This is a genomic window from Rhizobium sp. AN73, assembly GCF_030757975.1.
Classification (GTDB): Bacteria; Pseudomonadota; Alphaproteobacteria; order Rhizobiales; family Rhizobiaceae; genus Agrobacterium; species Agrobacterium arsenijevicii.
Window position 1 is genome coordinate 1565440 of sequence record NZ_JARWME010000002.1, and the last position, 18756, is coordinate 1584195.

Consider the following 18756-nt stretch of genomic DNA (forward strand, 5'->3'; position numbering starts at 1 on the left):
ACCAAGCCTTGCATAAATTCGCCAAAAGGGCTTTAAAAACAGCTTCGTAATTGGAGAATCTGTTTGGAAATCCCGTTTCTCATCCTCGCCGTCATCGCCGCCTTCATCTACACGCTGGTCGCGAGCATCCGCAATTCAAGCCGAATCAAGTCTCTGGAACGTGAGGTTCACGGCCTGAAGCGCCTGATGGCCACTGGGGTTACCTCTCCTCTTGCCACACAGGCGGAGACGGCGGCATCCGCGGAAAACCCGGATTTCGAGGCAGAACAGGAAAACCGGGCATCTCCGGAAGACGAGTTCGTCGAAAGGGAATATTTACCCGAAGCCGGAGAGGCCACAGCCACGGCGGAGCCGGAGAATGTTGCCCGCGAGGAACAGCCGCTTGCGCTTTCCAGCGAGGGCGCATCCGCACCGGCGACAAAAGAAAGCTTCGAAAGCCAGCTCGGCGCGCGCTGGGCCGTCTGGGCCGGCGGGTTGGCGCTGGCGCTCGGCGGTATTTTCCTCGTCAAATATTCGATCGAGTCGGGGCTGCTCAGCCCGGCAGTGCGGCTTTCGCTCGCCGCCATTTTCGGCCTCATTCTCGGCGTTGCCGGCGAAGCGATCCGCCGCAAGGCCGTGCCTGGCATCGCCACCACATACGCCAACGCCATGATACCAGGCGTACTGACGGCGGCGGGTGCACTGACCCTGTTCGGGGTTATTTATGCCGCCTACGGTATTTACGACTATATCAGCCCCACCACGGCCTTCATCCTGCTTGGGCTTGTCGCCTTCGCTACCATCGGCCTTTCACTTTTGCACGGGCAGGCGCTGGCCGGTCTCGGCCTTCTCGGCTCGATGCTGACGCCCGCGCTGATTGCCACGGAAACGCCGAGTGCCTGGTCGCTTTTCATTTTCCTGACGATCACCTGGCTGGCGACCGCTCTTGCAGCGCGCAGACAGGGCTGGACCGCGGTTCCTTCACTTGCCAATGCCGGTCTCGGCCTCTGGGTGCTCGCCTATATCGCCTTCGCCAACACGCTAGAAGCCGTTCCACCGACGCTTTCCCTGCTCGCCATGCTGGCCGGCACCATATTCATCTGGCCCGGAAGGCGCTTCGATACGCCACCTGCCGAAGCCGCCACGCCTGAGCCGCGCGGCATTCGCGCCATGCGGCTTTTGCTGCGCCCGTCGCTGGCCATCAATCTTACCGTATCGATGGCCGCTATCCTGCCGGCATTCGCCTTTCTCGTCATCGAGGGCAATATCGATACACATCCGGCGCTGATCGTTTCGGCTCTTATCGCAACACTTGCGGCACTTGGCGCTTCCCGCCATTACGCCGTGTGGCCCGCCATTGTCGCCGCGCTCGGCGCGCAGGCTGCGGTCTCGCTGATGTCGCGTCAGGCGCTCGATTTCATCGGCTTCGTGAACGATACGGCAATCGCCCTTCCCCCTGTGGGAACGGGCTATACCGCAGCAGTCGCCATGGCGCTCGGCCTCGGCGCTATCCTTCTTCTCTGCGGTTTTTCCTTCCTGAAACGCAAGGGCGCGGACGATCCGGATTTCGCCCAGCTCTGGGCGGGGATTGCCGCAGTTTTCCCGGTCTGGCTCGGCACGGCAAGCTTCGTCGAATATGGCAATCTCGGCCGCGACTGGCTGCACGCGGCCTATGGCCTCGGCCTCGGCTTCGCACTGATTGCGGGTGCTGAATGGCTGCACCGGCAGAATAACGAGGCCTATCGCAAACCGCTCAATATTCTCGTGCTCGGCTCCTTCGCCGCCTTCGCGCTTAGCCTGCACACGCTGACGGAAGGGCTTGTGACAACCGTACTGCTTTCCGTCATCGGTTTCGGTTATGTGCTGGCGACCCGCCATCGCAACTGGGATATTTTGCCCTGGGTGATGGCGGTGGCAAGCGTTGCTGTTCTTGGCCGTATCGCCTGGGAACCCACCATCGTCGGGCCGCAAAATCTTGGGCTCACGCCGGTTTTCAACGCGCTTCTGCCGGGTTACGGCATTCCGGCGCTGCTCGCCATCGTCTCCGCATGGATGCTGCGCGACTGGCCGGGCTTCAGGGCCAAGAATTTCCTCCAAGCCATCGCCAGCCTTATGGGCCTGCTCGCGGTCGCGATCCTCATCCGCCATGCGATGAATGGCGGCACATTGGACGAAAGTGTGCCGACGCTCGGCGAACAGTCGATCTACACGCTGCTGACCATCGGTTTCTCAGGCGTGCTGATGACGCTCGACCTGAAGAGCCCCAGCCCCGTCTTCCGGTACGGTTCGATGATCGCCGGCGTGATTGCCGTCATCAACGTGCTGACGATGCATTTCTTCACGCTGAACCCTTATTTCACCGGCGAAAATACCGGCCGCATCCCGTTCCTCAACCTGCTGCTGATCGGTTACCTGCTACCGGCGCTCGCCTATGGCGGCCTTGCCTATTACGCACGCGGCAAGCGGCCCGCCGCTTATGTCAGCCTGCTCGCGGTGGCCGGTGCGGCACTCGGCTTTGCCTGGGCCACGCTTTCGGTCCGCCGCTTCTGGCAGGGCGAAAACATCGCTGACTGGAAGGGTTTCCTTCAGGGTGAAACCTACAGCTATTCGGTGGTCTGGCTGCTGATCGGCGTGCTGCTGCTCGTCCTCGGCTCGCGCTTTAATGCCCGCAGCGTGCGTCTGGCATCGGCTGCCTTCGTGCTGATCTCCGTTGCCAAGGCCTTCCTGATCGACATGAGCAACCTGGAAGGCGTGCTGCGAGCACTGTCCTTCATCGGGCTTGGCGCGGTGCTGATCGGCATCGGCCTGTTCTATCAGAAAATCCTCACCCGGCAGCCAAAGACATGATCCCCGCCGAGGCTTTTGCGCCCTATACGGCGCTTGCGCAGGAACTGATCCCCCATGCTGCCGATGCGGGTGACGGCTCGCATGATCTTGCCCATATCCACCGCGTCTTCCGCAACGCCATGCGCATCCATGCGGGCGAAGGCGGTGATGGCACGGTGCTGGCGGCGAGCGTGCTCTTGCATGATTGCGTAGCTGTGGAGAAGAACTCGCCGCTGCGCGCTGAGGCCTCACGGCTGGCGGCGGAAAAGGCATCCGGCATTCTGGCCGGGCTTGGTTGGAAACAGGCGGACATAGATGCCGCCGCACACGCCATAACCACCCACAGTTTTTCCGCCAATATCGAGCCGCAAACGCTGGAGGCCAAAATCCTTCAGGATGCCGACCGGCTGGACGCCATCGGTATGGTGGGGGCGGCGCGCTGCTTTTACATTGCCGGACGCATGGGCTCGGCGCTTTACGACCCGGCCGATCCGCTGGCGAGAGACCGCCCGCTCGATGACCGCGCCTTTGCCATCGACCATTTCGAAACCAAGCTGTTCAGGCTTGCAGACGGTTTCCGCACCAAGACCGGGCGAGAACTCGCAAAGGCCCGCCATGAGCGGCTGAAACAGGTACTCGACCTGTTTCTCGACGAAATCTGAGGAGACCTGAATGCGTGTGACCGAACTCAACATCTATCCGCTGAAAAGCGCGCGCGGCATTGTCCTCTCGCAAAGCGATGTTACGGCGGAAGGCCTGCCCGGCGACCGCCGCGCCATGCTGACCGACCCTTCCGGCCACTTCATCACCCAGCGCGAATTGCCTGATATCGCCACGGTTCTGGCGCGGCACGAGGATGGCGGCATGGCGCTTTCGCGGGAATCAAATGGCGAGATTTTCGCCAGGCCTTCCGGGCAGCGCATGGATGTGGCGGTGTGGAAATCGATCGTCAGCGCCAACATCGCCGACAGTGAAACCAACGATACGCTTTCGACATGGCTTGGACGCGAGGTCAGGCTGGTGTTCTTTGACGACACGTCGAAACGCATTGCGAGCCTCGAATGGACCGGCAACGAAACGCCCGTCACCTTTGCGGACGGTTATCAGATCCTCGTCACCACCACCGCTTCGCTTGCAGCCCTTAACGACAATATGCGTGCAAATGGCGAGGATGCCGTTGGCATGGAACGGTTCCGGCCCAATATAGTGTTGGAAACAGACGAGCCGTGGGCGGAGGATCGCTGGGCGGCCATCGAGATCGGCGGCATTCGTTTCGATCTCGTCAAACCCTGCGCCCGCTGCATCATGACCACACAGGACCAGATCACCGGCTCCCGCGACGTGCCCTCGCCCATGAAAGCCATGGGCCGCATCCGCATGTCCGGCGACCGGCGCGTGCCCGGCCCGCTGTTCGGCTGGAACGTCACGCCGCGCGGCGAAGGCAGGCTGTCTGTCGGCGATGTGGCAAAGGTGGTTGAGGAACGCGCCGACGGCTGGGCGATCAAAAGGCGCTAGAGCCGGTCCAACCTCGCTCCCTCATTCCTGTGCTTGTCACAGGAATCCAGCCGACGCGCGTCTGCGTGACGGGAGGACTGCTTTCAGCCCAAGGACTTGGGCTGGCTGGATCCCTGTGACAAGCACAGGGATGAGGAGACCACGGAGCACTATGGACGACGGCAAGCGTCCAGCCCGACGCACCGATCTCAATCCATCATATCGCGCACGCCGTGCAACGCCGCTCTCATGTCACGGTTTCTTCGCACCAACGATCAGGAAAATCGGGCGGCGGTCTTCGTGCTTCATCTCCGGCCGCTCAGCCAGCAAAGCGGGGTCTGGCCTCGGTTCCGCCAGCCGGGTGATGGCAAAACCGGCGGCCAGCAGGGTGTTGAGAATGCCTGACACCGTGCGGTGATATTTGACGACGTCGTCCGCCATCCAGTTGGAATGCCGCACGCCCTCGTTCTGATAGTGGTCGAGCGGCCAGTGCAGGATTTCGCCATCCTCGCCATAAAACCAATCCTGCTTATCCAGCGCCGTGAACACGGGATGCTCGATGGAGAAGACGAAATCGCCGCCGGGTTTCAGCGCCGCGAAAACCCCGGCGAATGCCGTGTCGAGATCGCGGACGTAATGCAGGGCAAGCGAACTCAGCACCAGATCGAAGCTTGCGGGCGCAAAATCGATGTCCTCGATTGCGGCGCGGCGGTATTCGATGCCGGGACCGCCGTTTATCTCGGCGGCGCGGCGCAGCATATTCTCCGAGAGATCGACGCCGACGATATGGGTTGCCCCCTGCTCTGCGGCATAACGGCAATGCCAGCCAAAACCGCAACCGAGATCGAGAACAGTCCTGTCCTTCAAAGGCGGCAGCATGGCGCGCAACTCATGCCACTCACCCGCCTGCCGCAGCCCTTCCAGAGAGCGTGGCATGGCGCTGTAACGCTCGAAAAACAGGGGATCGTCGTAAATATTCTGCTTCATTGCCGCCTCACCTGCCCCGAGGACATTCCATCTTTGGGTATCCTATCAATCACACGAATAGTGCGGTCAAGAAAAGTCGCTAGTGGGGCGGCCTGACAAAAGATAATATTCCTTCCTTCAAAGGGGAATTTTGCAGCACACTTTCCCTCGGGGGCGAGACGCTGCATCGGGAGAGTTTCATGTCGCAAGCCACACGCCAGGCCATGCCCTGGGCGATTATTATTGCCGGATCGCTGATCGCGGTCATGACCTTCGGGCCACGGTCGGCCATGGGTTTTTTCCAGTTGCCCATGCTTGCCGATACCGGCTGGGATCGCTCCACCTTCGGTCTCGCCATGGCGTTGCAGAACCTGTTCTGGGGCCTTGGCCAGCCCTTCTTCGGCGCCATCGCCGATAAATTCGGCACGGGCCGCGTGCTTGTGCTCTCCGGCATTCTTTATGCGGCCGGCCTCATCTGCATGTCCTTCGGCACCTCGCCCTTCTGGCTGCATTTCGGCGGCGGCGTTCTTGTCGGGCTTGGCATTGCTGCCGGTTCCTTCAGCGTCATCCTCTCGGCATTTGCGCGCCATGTCACGCCGCAGCAGCGCTCGCTTGCCTTCGGCATCGGCACGGCGGCGGGCTCGGCCGGCATGTTCCTGTTCGCACCGATCAGCCAGGGCCTGATTTCCACCTATGGCTGGTCGGATAGCCTCGTCTGGCTGGCCGTGATGATGATGCTCGTGCCGCTGCTCGCCTATCCGATGCGCGGCAATTCCTCTTCCGGCAGCCAGTCACAGGCGCAATTCAAACAGACGGCGGGTGAAGCGCTGAGAGAAGCGCTTGGGCACAAGAGCTATCTGCTTTTGACTACCGGCTTTTTCGTCTGCGGTTTTCAGGTGGCCTTCATCACCGCTCATTTCCCGGCCTATCTCGGCGATATCGGCATCGAACCGCGATATGCGGTGATAGCGATGGCGCTGATCGGTTTCTTCAACATCATCGGGTCGCTGGCCGCAGGCGTCATCGCCCAGCGTTATTCGAAACCCTATCTGCTGGCCTATATCTATATTGCCCGCTCGATTGCCGTCACCGCATTTCTGCTTCTGCCGCAGTCGCCGCTCTCGGTCATCATCTTCGCTGCCGTGATGGGCATTCTGTGGCTTTCCACCGTGCCGCCGACCAATGCGCTGGTGGCGATCATGTTCGGCACCCGCCATCTCGGCATGCTCGGCGGCGTCGTGTTCCTGTCGCACCAGATCGGCTCGTTCCTCGGCGTCTGGCTGGGCGGTTTCCTTTACGACCGGCTCGGCTCCTATGATCTCGTCTGGTGGCTCGGCGTCGGCATGGGGATTTTTGCGGCCATTGTACATTGGCCCATTCAGGAACGGCCGGCACCCAGACCAGCAATGGCCTGAGACTATATAGCCTTATCGAGCGCAGGCTGTACCGCCTTGCGCTCCAGCGCCTTCAGCGCCGCCTGCACAAAACCGTCGCGGGCGGCGTTTTCATTGAGGCCGCGCGGATCATAGACATGTCGGTGGAGAAAATGGCCGGTCAGGCGAAAGGCAGCCGCGAGGCTGTCGCGGTCAGCCGCCTTCGACTGGCCTTCGCCAAGGAAAGCCGGAAGCGAAAGCATCCGCTCCGCATAGGGCGCGCCCGCCGTGCGGCACACCGCCCTGCCCGTTTTCGGTGATACATAGATGAGATCGGTGCGCAGCCCGGTCGCCGCGCATTCGGTGAGATCAAGCCCGAAACCGAGATCGTTCAGCACCGCCAGCTCGAAGCGCACGAACAGTTCCCCGGCATCAACAGGATCGTGGAGATTGTCGAGAATGACGTCGAGCGCCTGATAGAGGTGCGGATGCGGATCACGTTCCGGTAGAAGCCGCAGCAATGCGCCCATGGCCTGCACGCCATAAACGGCGGTTGCCGTTTCCATCAATTGCGCCGCGCGCAATTGCAGCGGCTCGATGCGGTATTCGCCGAGATGATCGTGGAGACGCGCGCGCCAGATGACATCCACCCGGTTTCCCGCCTGCAACACCGGCTGCATGCTGCGGGAGCGCCCGGAGCGCACCATGCCCAGATGGCGGCCACGCGAACGGGTCATCACCTCGGCGATGACGCTCGTCTCGCCGTGGCGTTTTACGCCGAGAATGATTGCCTCGTCCTGCCACTGCATGAAACGTGTCCGAATTCCGATTCAAGCCTGATCATACCCGATCTGGCGGCGAAACGTTATTCTTTTACGGCACTATCGCCCGCACCGACGAGCCTGAGAACAAAATCGACGATTTCATCTTCCCCGAAAGGCTTGCCGAGCAGCGGCGCCTGCGAAAGATCGTCGGGAAAGCCGGTCGTGTCGCCGTAACCGCTGACGAAACCGAAGGGAACACCCGCCTTACCCAGAAGACGTGCGAAATCGTAACTCGTGCCGTCGGACAGGCTGACGTCGAGAAGCACGCAGTCGGCGCCGTCCGCATCGACGGCCTGCCTTGCCTGCGCAAGCGTCGTTGCGATGACGACGGTTTCGACGCCCATGGACTGAAGAACCGCTTCGACGTCGAGCGCCACAAGATATTCATCCTCAACGATGATAACCCGTTGTGGCACCATATGTTTTCTTCTTTCGACGTGAGGGGCGGCAGCAAATTGTTCATCGCTGCGTCCAAAATGATTTTCGAGCGCCATGGTGCAGCAGTCGCAAATTATTGCCCGACCGTCATTTAAAAAAGACATGTGGAGGAGAGATCAGATGAAGGGTCTTTGCCGCTGCTCGTCGCTTTGCCAGCCGGCCACATGGGCCAACCCGGCATCGTCAAGCACCAGACAGCCCTTGTCGGTCCAGCGGATCAGGTCGCGCTCGACAAGCTTTCTTAAGGTCTTGTTGGTGTGGACGATGGAAAGGCCGAGCGTATCGGCAACGTGCTGCTGGGTGACCGGGATAGGCGTTTCGCCCTGCACAAGCTGGGCCGCCTTCGCCTTGCTGTAGAGGAACGCGATGAGATAGGCGGCGCGTTCCAGCGCGGTGCGTCGGCCGATGCTGAGGAGATGGCTGTCGAGCATGCGTTCCTCGCTCGCCGCGATCCAGGTCAGGTCATAGGCAAGGGTCGGATGATCGGTGAAGAGGTTGTTGAGGCGCGACCGCTCGAAGACGCACAAGGTGACGGGCGAAAGCGCCTCCACCGAGTGCTGCATCTCCCCCATCACCGTGCCCTGCAGACCGACGAGATCGCCCGGCATGACATAGTTGAGGATCTGCCGTCGGCCATCCTCCAGCGTCTTGTAGCGGAAGGCCCAGCCATGCAGCACGGTATAGAGGTGAGCGCTGTGCGAACCTTCCATCAGGATCAGCGAACCGCTTTCGACCGCAAGTTCCCCCGTCTTGAAACGGGAGACGAAATCGAGTTCGGGAGAGGAGAAATCCCTGAAATGCGGCAGGTCCCGCAAGGGACATTGCTGGCACGGCGTGGTGGAAATTCCATTCGGTTTTTTGGGCGACATGAATATCCATTATCGAAAAAGGTTGCGCTCAATTCATTGAACAACCCGCCCGAACGTATTCGGTTCCCGATAAAATGTTGAAGATATTCAGCGCCCGCACCACCCTCACTCCTGTGCTCGTCACAGGAACGAGGGTGAGATGCGTTTAGCCCCGCGGAAATTCCAGACCCATTTCGCGGAAGCGCTCGGGGTCATCGCCCCAGTTCTCGCGAACCTTGACGAACAGGAAGAGATGGACCGGCTGCTCGAGGATTTCCGACAGCTCCTTGCGCGAGGCGGTGGAGATCGCCTTGATCGCGTCGCCGTTCTTGCCGAGAGCGATCTTCTTCTGGCTGTCGCGCTCGACATAGATCACCTGCTCGATGCGCACGGATCCGTCCTTGCGTTCTTCCCACTTCTCCGTCTCGACATGCGAGGCGTAGGGAAGTTCCTGATGCAGACGCAGAAACAGCTTCTCGCGGGTGATTTCGGCGGCGAGCTGGCGCATCGGCAGATCGGAAATCTGGTCTTCCGGGTAATACCACGGGCCTTCCGGCAGGGTGTCCACCAGATAATCCATCAGGTCTTCACAGCCCGAACCATTGGTGGCCGAAATCATGAAAGTGCGATCGAAGGTCACGTTCTCATTGGCGGCGGCGGCAAGCTTCAGCAGGTCTTCGCGCTTCACCTGGTCGATCTTGTTGAGGCAGAGGATCTTCTTCTGCGGAACATCTTTCAGCCCTTCGAGAATGGCCTCGGCATCGCCCTTCAGGCCACGCTCGCTGTCGATCAGCAGCAGGATGAGATCGGCATCCTTCGCGCCGCCCCAGGCAGACGTGACCATGGCGCGGTCGAGCCGGCGGCGCGGCTTGAAGATGCCGGGCGTGTCCATGAAAACGATCTGTGCATTCTTGTGAATGGCGATGCCGCGCATCACGGCGCGCGTCGTCTGCACCTTGTGGCTGACGATCGAGACTTTTGCGCCCACCAGCCGGTTGACCAGCGTCGACTTGCCGGCATTGGTCGGGCCGATGAGGGCGACGAAACCGGAGCGGGTCGGAAGGGCGATGTCTTCGCCTGTTACGGCGGGGTTTTCGTGATCGGTCATGATATCCATTCAAGGTCTGAGGTATTCAACATGCGGCCACAAGGGTCCGCCATGCGCTCGATTGCAGCACCCTTTTGTCGGGTGCTCAGGTTCGGGTGGTGCTTTTCTGCCAGACGCCTTCGCGTTCCAGCAATCTGGTTGCCGCCACCTGTTCGGCCGCGCGCTTGGAGCGCTCGACGCCGGTTTCCGGCTTCACGCCGGGAATTTCCACCGTTACGGTGAAGCTGGGATCGTGATCCGGTCCGGAGCGATCGTCAACCCGATAAGCGGGCGTAACCGCAAATCTGGCATGCGCCCATTCCTGCAACTCGGTCTTGGCGTCGCGCCGCCCGGCATCCACGCTGGTCGCGCGGCCCTGCCAGTATTTCAGAATGAACTTGCGGGATGCTTCCAGCCCGCCATCCAGATAGATGGTGGCGATAAGGCTTTCGACCACATCGGCGCGCACGTTCAGCATCGCCTTGCCGGTCAGCTTCTTCACGTCCGATCCAGTGCGGATGAAATTGTGCAGGCCCATCTCGTCGCCGATGGCCGCGCAGGATTCAGCGCTGACGAGCTGGTTCAGACGAACGGAAAGCTCACCTTCGCTGGCGTGGCGGAAGGTCGAGAACAGCAGTTCGGCAACGCAAAGGCCGAGGACGCGATCCCCTAAAAATTCCAGCCGTTCGTAATTGCCGGCCGCAGCGGAACGGGCACTCGCATGGGTCAAGGCCCGGTCGAGCCGGGCCTTTTCCTTGAATTCATATCCGATCAACGCTTCGAGACGGGAAATCTCCGCAATCGAAAGCGGCTTGGTCTTGCTCATCCGACAACCTTGAAGAGACGGTCCCAGCGCATGTTGGACGGCCAGTCCCAAATGCGGCTGAACGGCGTGTCGTTACCCAGCGAGAAGAAGATGACGCTGGCGCGGCCGATCAGGTTTTCTTCCGGCACGAAACCGACGTCGAAACGGCTGTCGAGCGAATTGTCGCGGTTATCGCCCATCATGAAATAATGGCCTTCCGGCACCAGGAATTCGCGGGTGTTGTCGCCGCGCGAATCGGGCGACTGGTCGAGCGTGTCGTAGGTGACGCCATTATCCAGCGTTTCGCGGAAAACCGGCACATTGGCGCCCGGATCGGCACGGTAGTCGGAGGTGAAGGTGCCGTCGGGCTGCTTCGGAACCGGCTGGCCGTTGATGAACAGCACGCCGTTCGTCACCTGGACGCGGTCACCGGGCAAGCCGACGAGACGCTTGATGTAATCGACTTCAGGATTGGGCGGCAGGCGGAACACCACGACATCGCCACGCTTAGGCTTGCTGAATTCGAGAATACGGCCCGAAAACAGGTTCGGAGAAAAGGGCAGCGAATATTTCGAATAGCCGTAGGAGAACTTGTTGACGAAAAGATAGTCGCCAACCAGCAGCGTCGGCATCATCGAGCCCGATGGGATCGTGAAGGGCTGGAACAGAACTGTGCGGATGACCATGGCCAGCAGCAGCGCCTGAATGATGACCTTGACGTTTTCCCAGAGGGCGTTCTGCTTCTTTTCAGCTTTTTCGGACACTTAAAGACCTGCCTGATTGTTTACCGGTTCCTGCGATTTTACGAAGATATCCGGGCCGTTGTCTGGTCGCGTTTGCGGCGGGTGAAGCGATTTTCACGCAGCCTGCAACGCTTTCATATTTCTGCGACTTCTCTAGAACCTTTCCAGCCCGAAGGGAAGCGCTTCTGTCATACGCCTGCAAATAGGCCGCCATTGCGGCAGCCTGCGGTTTCAGTCGCTCACGGCAAGCGCCTCGATAATCACAAATGCCTGAGCGTAAGGGAAGTCGTCCGTGATCGTCAGATGGATATTGGCGCGGTGACCGGCGGGCAGCATGGCCGCCAGCCTTTCCGCTGCACCGTTGGTGAGCAACATGGTCGGCTTGCCACCCGGCAGATTGACGACCCCCATGTCCTTCCAGAAAACGCCGTTCGCAAGACCGGTTCCGAGCGCCTTGGAACAGGCCTCCTTGGCGGCGAAGCGCTTGGCATAGGATGCCGCGCGGTTCTTGCGGCCATCGGATTTGGCGCGCTCGATATCGGTGAAACAGCGGTGCGTGAAACGGTCACCGAAACGGGTGAGCGAATGTTCAACGCGGCGGATATCGATCAGGTCGCTGCCCAATCCAAGGATCATTTCAACATCTCCAGAGACGCATTCTTGTTGGCGGCGCGGTGCGCGAGATTTTCCATCTTGCGGCGCTGGAAGCCGCTGATGAGGCTGTAGACGACGACATAGGCGATGACTGCGCTAACAGTCGCGGGAAGAAGCGCCCCGACGGTCATGGGTTCCAGCACCGGCGTCCATATCTGCCGGAATTCGAGATGGTTGAATAGCGCGACGAAATCCACATGTGCCGCCCCCGCCTCCTTCTGGCGCCCGAGGAGGAAGTGCCCCAGTTCCCAGGTGGATGCCCATATGAACGGAAATGTCAGGGGATTGGCAAAGGTCGTGCCGAGTGCGGCCGCGACGAGATTGACGCGCATGAGAAAACCGAGCGCCATGGCGATGATGATATGGACACCGAGAAACGGCGTCCACGCCACGCCGATACCCAGCGCAACGCCGGCGGCGATCGAATGTGGAGACGCGGAAAGCCGCAGGAGACGCAGCTTCATATAGCGCAGCGAACGGGTAAAACCCGTGCGCGGCCAAAAGAGGTCGCGAATCTTCTCTGAAAAACCAACAGGTTCACGGCGGCGAAACGGCATGAGGGGCAGTCTATTTCATCGTTCCGGCCCAGCCAAGGGGCACAAAGCCACATTCAGCCGCGGCGAAGGAATTGTGCAGGCGGTTTTGCATGTGGAAGCCGGGCGGGCGCAGGCGCTTATCATGGCGCGGCGCCGCGAGGCAAAGGCCATCCGCAAAGGGGCAGCCTTACACCGGATGCCCGCTCATGGGCGTGCATCCGCATACATTCTTATGACGCAGCCCGTGAGACCGGACTACAATGGCCGCAAATCTTGCGAACCGCATACGCATGGCGAAGGGCTGCCATGCACTGAGTGCATTACCGGCGGAACAGGCCGCGGTCGATTTCGCGCTGACGGAACTCGAGGTCGACATTCGACACGGAGCCGCTGAGATATTCGAATTCGCGTTCCTGGGTAGTCTTGCCACGAACTGCACGGGCGATCTTGCGAAGCGGAGTAAACATGATTTCATGTCCTTTCAGTTTGGAAATGGCGTTTCTCATCGGTGAAGGACCACCGGCACGCCGCGTTTTCCGTTTTCAATTTCTGAAAGGAAGATAGTCGCAAACCACACCTGCGACCAGAGACAGGAAAAGGCCGCTGCCATGCACTCAACGCATAGCAACGGCCTTTTGGAATGTGCGAATGATCAAAAATGCCTCAATCGAAGGCACGAGTGACCGTAGAGACGCAATCGAGGTCCTTCAGCTGCGACAATAGCTGATTCAACTGCCGCAAATCCCAGACTTCGACATCCAGCGCCAGCTCGGAGAAATCCGTGCCGATGCGGACCATGTTGAGACCACGGATGTTGACATCAAGCGTCGCGATCGATTGCGCGACGGAAGCGAGCGTGCCCGGCTCATTCAGCGCGTTGATCATCACCCGCGCCATGAAGCGTGATTTGTTCGCCTCGTCGAGATCCCAGCGGACATCGATCCAGCGCTCCGGCTCATCATCGAAACGCTGCAGCGCCGGTGCCTGAATGGGATATATGGTGATGCCCTTGCCTTTTTCCATGATGCCGACGATGCGGTCACCGGGAACGGCGCCGGCTGCACCGAAATGCACGTCGACATTGCCGGAAAGGCCACGGATGGGCAGCGGGTCCGGCCCATCCAGCATTTCGGCCGCGCCATCGTCCTCCAGAACGGAGCGAGACTTTCCGGGAATCTTGAAGACCATGCCGGAAGCGCTGCGCATGTTGAACCAGCCGTCGTCGCCGGTCATCTTCACCGTGACGCGCTCGTCCTGATAATCCGGATAGACCGCACGCAGCACATCAAGCGAGGAGACCTCCCCGCGCCCGACGGCGGCGATCGCGTCTTCCACATCCTTCTGCGCCAGACGATGCAGCACAGGTTTCAGGGCTTCCCGCGAGAAGGCCTTGCCGGCGCGCTCGAAGGTGCGCTCGAGAATGCGATAACCGAGGCCGGAATATTGCTTGCGGATCGCCATACGGGTGGCGCGGCGGATGGCCGAGCGGGCCTTGCCGGTCACCACCACCTCTTCCCATGCGGCAGGCGGCACCTGCACGCCCGAGCGGATGATCTCCACCTCGTCGCCGTTGTTGAGCCGGGTCACGAGCGGCATGATCCGCCCGTTGATCTTGGCGCCGACGGTCGTATCGCCAATGTTGGTGTGCACGGCATAGGCGAAATCGATGGGTGTCGCACCACGCGGCAGCGCAATCAGCTTGCCCTTGGGCGTGAAGCAGAACACCTGGTCCTGAAACAGTTCCAGCTTGGTATGTTCGAGGAACTCTTCCGGGCTGTCGCCTTCGGCCAGCGATTCGATGGTGTGGCGCAGCCACGAATAGGCGTTCGACTCCTTGGAGAGCAGATCGCCCTCCCCGTTTTCGCCGTCCTTGTAAAGCGCATGGGCGGCGATGCCGAATTCGGCGATCTCGTGCATGCGCTTGGTGCGCAGCTGCAGCTCGATACGCTGGCGCGAAGGGCCAACGATGGTGGTGTGGATGGAACGGTAGTCGTTCTGCTTCGGTGTGGAGATATAATCCTTGAAGCGGCCCGGCACCACGCGCCAGCGGGTGTGCACGATGCCCAGCGCCCGGTAGCAGGAGGGAATATCGTCCACCAGAATGCGGAAACCGTAGACGTCGGAAAGCTGCTCGAAGGAGAGCGACTTCGACTGCATCTTGCGGAATACCGAATAGGGCTTCTTCTGACGCCCCTTGACGTTGGCCCCGATCAGGCCGTTCGCCACGAGAAGCTCACGCAACTCGTCCTCGATCTTTTTGATGAGGCCTTCGTTGCGCGTTTCCAGTTCCTGCAGACGGTTGGTCACCGTCTCATAGGCTTCCGGATTGAGATAACGGAAGGACAGGTCCTCCAGCTCGTCGCGCATGTCCTGCATACCCATGCGGCCGGCAAGCGGCGCATAGATTTCCATGGTCTCTTCGGAAATGCGGCTGCGCTTGTCAGCCGGCATATATTCCATGGTGCGCATGTTGTGCAGGCGGTCGGCGAGCTTGACCAGAAGGACACGCACGTCGTCGGAAATGGCAAGCAGCAGCTTGCGCAGGTTTTCGGCCTGCTTGGCCTTGCGGGTAACGAGATCGAGCTTCTTGAGCTTGGTGAGCCCCTCCACCAGCCTGCCGATGTCTTCGCCGAAAAGCTCGTCGATTTCAGCGCGGGTGGCAGTAGTGTCCTCGATCGTATCGTGCAGCAGCGCAACAGCGATGGTCGATTCGTCGAGATGCATTTCCGTCAGGATGGCGGCAACTTCCAGCGGATGCGAGATATAGGGGTCGCCATTGGCCCGCTTTTGCTGGCCATGTTTCTGCATGGCATAAACATAGGCCTTGTTCAGCAGGGCCTCATTCGCATCCGGTTTATATTTTTGAACCCGCTCAACGAGTTCGTACTGCCGCATCATGCGATATTCCACAAAAAGAAAGCGCGCCAACCTTGGGGTCGGCGCACAATGCTGCATCAATAGGGATCAGATTATGACGGCAAATATTGACAGACGGTAACCACCGCCTGTCATGGCGTCATAAAGTCAGATCAATAGTCGTCATTTTTCTCTGGCGGCACAAGGCCTTCGATACCAGCCAGCAGTTCTTCTTCCGACATCTGGTCGAAAGTGACGGTTTCCGGCTGGTCGTCGTCTTCGCCATCGGCAGAAGCGGAGGCTGCGAGCGTGACCGGATCGGGCTCGGGCTCGTCCACTTCAACGTGCTTCTGCAGCGAATGGATGAGGTCTTCCTTGAGGTCGTCGGGCGAAAGCATCTCGTCGGCGATTTCGCGCAGCGCTACAACCGGGTTCTTGTCGTTATCGCGGTCAACCGTGATGGACGAGCCCTGGGAAATCTGGCGCGCGCGGTGGCTTGCGAGAAGGACCAGCTCGAAACGGTTGTCTACTTTATCAATGCAATCTTCTACTGTGACGCGGGCCATTGCCTGTCCTTTATGGGTCGTGGTGTCGCCGATCAAAGTGCCGTGCGTTCTTGCGGATGCACAAGGGCCACTCTAACCTATTGAATCTGCGCCTCGTGCTTTGCGAAAAACGCTTATGATTTCTCGCGACGATGCTGTCCGGCTTCCGATACAGCCATTGGCCGCGGAATTCAAGTTTTTCCTGTCTTTGGCGTCTTTTGGCACCTTATCCGCTAAGTTTGGCGTCTCCGGAACAAATTGTCTAGCAAATTTGTCTTGGAATACGCGGGAAGGTAGCTTACTTAAAACGCAACGGCGATGCGCGAAACTCGTTGAATGCGACATATTTTTTCGCTTTATCGACCGGATATAAAAGCCAGACAATGGCCTTTCCAAAAAAGGAATGGGATGGAATGTTCGATCCACGGGAGAAAATTGCGCTCTTTATAGATGGAGCCAATCTTTATGCAGCATCTAAAAGCCTGGGGTTCGATATTGACTATCGCAAGCTTCTTAAGGCGTTTCAGAAGCGCGGATACCTGCTGCGCGCCTATTATTACACCGCATTGATCGAGGATCAGGAATATTCTTCGATCCGTCCTCTGATCGATTGGCTGGATTATAACGGTTACAAGGTCGTGACGAAGCCGGCGAAAGAATTCACCGACGCGCTCGGCCGCCGCAAGATCAAGGGCAATATGGATATCGAACTTGCTGTCGATGCCATGGAACAGTCCGAGACCGTTGATCATCTGGTCCTGTTTTCCGGCGACGGCGATTTCACCAAGCTGGTGGACGCCCTTCAGCGCAAGGGCCGCAAGGTTTCCGTGGTTTCCACCATGGCTACGCAGCCCGCAATGATCGCCGACGACCTGCGCAGGCAGGCCGATCACTTCATCGATCTGATGACGCTGAAGGCCGAAATCGGGCGTGACCCGAACGAGCGCCCTGCCCGGCACGTCGAAAGCCCCGAGACGATCTGATCCCGGTCTTTACGCCGCCGACACAATGAGAACGCGTCCGTCTTCAAGGCGGGCGCGTTTTTGTTTGGTCCTGCGGCCATGTATCACCGCCGCAAAATTCCCCTTAAAATTAACAAACATCAAATTCGGCCAGTCAAAATTATATCTTGGTTAATTTTAGGCGTGTCTAAATCACCCAAAGGCACCAGCGACGTGATTTCGGTGTCAAATCAGGATGTTCAGACATGCATGGCCAAGTAAAAACCAATCAACAACTCGACGAAAGACTGAATTTTCTGGGGCTTGGCCAAGAGCAACGGCAAAAACTTTCAGACATGAAGGGCGTCATCACCGGCTCCCTCGACGCCTCTCTCGACCGGTTTTATGCGAAGGCCCGTGCGGTGCCGGAAACGGCGAAGTTCTTTGCGAACGACGCGCATGTCCAGCATGCCAAGGGCATGCAGCTTAAACACTGGGCGAGAATTGCCTCCGGCACCTTCAACGCGGACTACACCGACGCCGTGACCGCCATCGGCCGCACCCACGCAAGGCTGGGGCTGGAGCCGAGATGGTATATTGGTGGTTATGCGCTGATGCTCGATGGCATCGTCAAGGCCGTCGTCGATTCGGAATTGAAGGGCCTTTTCATGGAAAAGAAGGCCAAAAAGCTGAATGACGCCCTGACGGTGACGATCAAGGCCGCCCTTCTCGACATGGACTATTCAATTTCTGTTTACCTCGACGTGCTTGCCGCCGAGCGGCTGAAGGTCGAGGCGCAGCAGGCGCAAATGAAGAAAGAGCAGGAGCAGGTTCTCGAACTGCTCAACAGCGCCCTCAACAAGCTGGCAAATGGCGACCTCACCTCCAGCATCAAGGAAAAGACCGCACCGCAATTTGAGGGGCTGATCGCCAATTTCAACGCTGCGGTCGGTAATCTCTCGAGTGCATTTTCGCAGATCGTCGAGGAAGCCACCAAGATTTCCGGCAATACCCGCGAACTGACTTCGGCAACCGACGACATGGCCCGCCGGACGGAACAGCAGGCCGCAGCCCTTGAGGAAACCGCCGCCGCCGTCGAGGAAATCACCACCATTTCCAAACTTTCGGCGCAGCGCTCCGAAGAGGCCAAGGCCATCGTCGAAAGCTCGGCCGTCGAGGCGGCGCGGTCGCGGGATGTGGTGACGGAAGCGGTAAAAGCCATGGGCGCCATCGAGGAGTCGTCGCAGAAGATCACCCAGATCATTTCCGTCATTGACGAGATTTCGTTCCAGACCAATCTTCTGGCGCTGAATGCCGGCGTGGAAGCCGCGCGTGCCGGTGAAGCGGGCAAGGGTTTCGCCGTCGTTGCCCAGGAAGTGCGCGAACTGGCGCAGCGTTCAGCCAACGCCGCCAAGGAAATCAAGACCCTCATCTCCAAATCCTCCGCGGACGTGATGCAGGGCGTCTCGCTGGTTAACAAGACAGGCGAGATCCCTAAATACGATCGGCAACAAGGTGGATCATATTCAGGAGCATATCGCCTCGCTGACAAAGGCGGCGCAGGAGCAGTCCGTCGGCATTCAGGAAATCAGCGCCGCCATCAACAGCATGGACAATCTGACGCAGAAGAATGCGGCCATGGTGGAAGAAACCAACGCGGCGACGCATAATCTGAGCGATGTCAGCGCCAATCTCGCGGCCCTCGTCAGCAGATTCAGCGTTTCAGCGTCGACGTCCTATGTGGAGCGGACTTACAGGGCAGCGTGAGAGCGGTCTATTCCAGAGGCGAAAGCATCCTCACTCTCTTCATTCCTGTGCTTGTCACAGGAATCTAGCCAGCC

The 18756-nt window shown here is 59.5% G+C and carries 17 protein-coding genes and 1 pseudogene; 6 read left to right on the top strand and 12 right to left on the bottom strand.

What is annotated here, in order from left to right:
* Nucleotides 1–63: 63 nt before the first annotated feature.
* From RBH10_RS17660 to RBH10_RS17670, 3 genes are read left to right on the top strand one after another with little or no spacing between them, the layout of a single operon-like run.
* Nucleotides 64–2826: a DUF2339 domain-containing protein gene (locus tag RBH10_RS17660; protein WP_281036323.1), complete on the top strand. Its 2763-nt coding sequence runs from the start codon at nt 64–66 to the stop codon at nt 2824–2826.
* Nucleotides 2823–3467: an HD domain-containing protein gene (locus tag RBH10_RS17665; RefSeq protein WP_281036322.1), complete on the top strand. Its 645-nt coding sequence runs from the start codon at nt 2823–2825 to the stop codon at nt 3465–3467. The genes RBH10_RS17660 and RBH10_RS17665 overlap by 4 nt, the downstream gene beginning before the upstream one ends.
* A gap of 10 nt (nt 3468–3477) precedes the next feature.
* Nucleotides 3478–4320: an MOSC domain-containing protein gene (locus RBH10_RS17670; protein WP_281036321.1), complete on the top strand. Its 843-nt coding sequence runs from the start codon at nt 3478–3480 to the stop codon at nt 4318–4320.
* A gap of 231 nt (nt 4321–4551) precedes the next feature.
* Here the strand turns inward: RBH10_RS17670 and RBH10_RS17675 are convergent, their stop codons facing one another.
* Nucleotides 4552–5286, bottom strand: a complete 735-nt coding sequence (locus tag RBH10_RS17675) for a class I SAM-dependent methyltransferase (RefSeq protein WP_281036320.1) — start codon at nt 5284–5286, stop codon at nt 4552–4554.
* Nucleotides 5287–5465: 179 nt separating this feature from the next.
* On the opposite strand from RBH10_RS17675, the gene RBH10_RS17680 reads away from it, so the two are divergent.
* Complete coding sequence (locus RBH10_RS17680) at nt 5466–6680, top strand: MFS transporter (protein ID WP_281036319.1); 1215 nt, start codon at nt 5466–5468, stop codon at nt 6678–6680.
* A gap of 2 nt (nt 6681–6682) precedes the next feature.
* Here the strand turns inward: RBH10_RS17680 and recO are convergent, their stop codons facing one another.
* From recO to rpoZ, 11 genes are all read right to left on the bottom strand, one after another.
* Nucleotides 6683–7447: a DNA repair protein RecO gene (gene recO / locus RBH10_RS17685; RefSeq protein WP_281036318.1), complete on the bottom strand. Its 765-nt coding sequence runs from the start codon at nt 7445–7447 to the stop codon at nt 6683–6685.
* 56 nt (nt 7448–7503) lie between these two features.
* Nucleotides 7504–7881 (bottom strand): response regulator, encoded by a 378-nt coding sequence (locus RBH10_RS17690; RefSeq protein ID WP_045022586.1) that lies wholly within the window; start codon nt 7879–7881, stop codon nt 7504–7506.
* 135 nt (nt 7882–8016) lie between these two features.
* Nucleotides 8017–8769, bottom strand: a complete 753-nt coding sequence (locus RBH10_RS17695; protein ID WP_045022584.1) for a Crp/Fnr family transcriptional regulator — start codon at nt 8767–8769, stop codon at nt 8017–8019.
* Between the two features lie 145 nt (nt 8770–8914).
* Complete coding sequence (gene era / locus RBH10_RS17700) at nt 8915–9865, bottom strand: GTPase Era (RefSeq protein WP_372339792.1); 951 nt, start codon at nt 9863–9865, stop codon at nt 8915–8917.
* 76 nt (nt 9866–9941) lie between these two features.
* Entirely contained in the window at nt 9942–10661 is a 720-nt protein-coding gene (rnc, locus tag RBH10_RS17705; RefSeq protein ID WP_045022580.1) for a ribonuclease III, read from the bottom strand.
* Nucleotides 10658–11404 (bottom strand): signal peptidase I, encoded by a 747-nt coding sequence (gene lepB / locus RBH10_RS17710; protein WP_045022573.1) that lies wholly within the window; start codon nt 11402–11404, stop codon nt 10658–10660. The genes rnc and lepB overlap by 4 nt, the downstream gene beginning before the upstream one ends.
* A 210-nt stretch (nt 11405–11614) precedes the next feature.
* A complete protein-coding gene (gene acpS / locus RBH10_RS17715) occupies nt 11615–12019 on the bottom strand; it encodes a holo-ACP synthase (protein WP_281036316.1) in 405 nt (134 codons plus the stop codon).
* Nucleotides 12016–12594 carry a DUF2062 domain-containing protein gene (locus RBH10_RS17720; protein ID WP_045022567.1) on the bottom strand — a complete coding sequence of 193 codons (579 nt, stop codon included), beginning with the start codon at nt 12592–12594 and terminating at the stop codon, nt 12016–12018. The genes acpS and RBH10_RS17720 overlap by 4 nt, the downstream gene beginning before the upstream one ends.
* A gap of 299 nt (nt 12595–12893) precedes the next feature.
* Nucleotides 12894–13040, bottom strand: coding sequence for a hypothetical protein (locus RBH10_RS17725; protein WP_003496944.1), 147 nt, complete (start codon nt 13038–13040; stop codon nt 12894–12896).
* Nucleotides 13041–13236: 196 nt separating this feature from the next.
* Nucleotides 13237–15471, bottom strand: coding sequence for a bifunctional (p)ppGpp synthetase/guanosine-3',5'-bis(diphosphate) 3'-pyrophosphohydrolase (locus tag RBH10_RS17730; RefSeq protein ID WP_045022564.1), 2235 nt, complete (start codon nt 15469–15471; stop codon nt 13237–13239).
* A 131-nt stretch (nt 15472–15602) separates the two neighbouring features.
* Entirely contained in the window at nt 15603–15995 is a 393-nt protein-coding gene (rpoZ, locus tag RBH10_RS17735; RefSeq protein WP_045022655.1) for a DNA-directed RNA polymerase subunit omega, read from the bottom strand.
* 392 nt (nt 15996–16387) lie between these two features.
* Between rpoZ and RBH10_RS17740 the strand changes: the two genes are divergently transcribed.
* Together RBH10_RS17740 and RBH10_RS17745 are read left to right on the top strand one after the other, a co-directional pair.
* The gene (locus RBH10_RS17740; RefSeq protein ID WP_013635795.1) at nt 16388–16957 is read left to right on the top strand and encodes an NYN domain-containing protein; all 570 of its coding nucleotides are present in this window, start codon (nt 16388–16390) and stop codon (nt 16955–16957) included.
* Between the two features lie 224 nt (nt 16958–17181).
* Nucleotides 17182–18682, top strand: a pseudogene (locus tag RBH10_RS17745) (methyl-accepting chemotaxis protein).
* Nucleotides 18683–18756: the final 74 nt, after the last annotated feature.

Coding starts and splice junctions, on each gene's coding strand:
- RBH10_RS17665 (WP_281036322.1), top strand. CDS start 2,823: ATGATCCCCGCCGAGGCTTTTGCGCCCTATACGGCGCTTGCGCAGGAA.
- RBH10_RS17670 (WP_281036321.1), top strand. CDS start 3,478: ATGCGTGTGACCGAACTCAACATCTATCCGCTGAAAAGCGCGCGCGGC.
- RBH10_RS17675 (WP_281036320.1), bottom strand. CDS start 5,286: ATGAAGCAGAATATTTACGACGATCCCCTGTTTTTCGAGCGTTACAGC.
- RBH10_RS17680 (WP_281036319.1), top strand. CDS start 5,466: ATGTCGCAAGCCACACGCCAGGCCATGCCCTGGGCGATTATTATTGCC.
- recO (WP_281036318.1), bottom strand. CDS start 7,447: ATGCAGTGGCAGGACGAGGCAATCATTCTCGGCGTAAAACGCCACGGC.
- RBH10_RS17690 (WP_045022586.1), bottom strand. CDS start 7,881: ATGGTGCCACAACGGGTTATCATCGTTGAGGATGAATATCTTGTGGCG.
- RBH10_RS17695 (WP_045022584.1), bottom strand. CDS start 8,769: ATGTCGCCCAAAAAACCGAATGGAATTTCCACCACGCCGTGCCAGCAA.
- era (WP_372339792.1), bottom strand. CDS start 9,865: ATGGATATCATGACCGATCACGAAAACCCCGCCGTAACAGGCGAAGAC.
- rnc (WP_045022580.1), bottom strand. CDS start 10,661: ATGAGCAAGACCAAGCCGCTTTCGATTGCGGAGATTTCCCGTCTCGAA.
- acpS (WP_281036316.1), bottom strand. CDS start 12,019: ATGATCCTTGGATTGGGCAGCGACCTGATCGATATCCGCCGCGTTGAA.
- RBH10_RS17720 (WP_045022567.1), bottom strand. CDS start 12,594: ATGCCGTTTCGCCGCCGTGAACCTGTTGGTTTTTCAGAGAAGATTCGC.
- RBH10_RS17725 (WP_003496944.1), bottom strand. CDS start 13,040: ATGTTTACTCCGCTTCGCAAGATCGCCCGTGCAGTTCGTGGCAAGACT.
- RBH10_RS17730 (WP_045022564.1), bottom strand. CDS start 15,471: ATGATGCGGCAGTACGAACTCGTTGAGCGGGTTCAAAAATATAAACCG.
- rpoZ (WP_045022655.1), bottom strand. CDS start 15,995: ATGGCCCGCGTCACAGTAGAAGATTGCATTGATAAAGTAGACAACCGT.
- RBH10_RS17740 (WP_013635795.1), top strand. CDS start 16,388: ATGTTCGATCCACGGGAGAAAATTGCGCTCTTTATAGATGGAGCCAAT.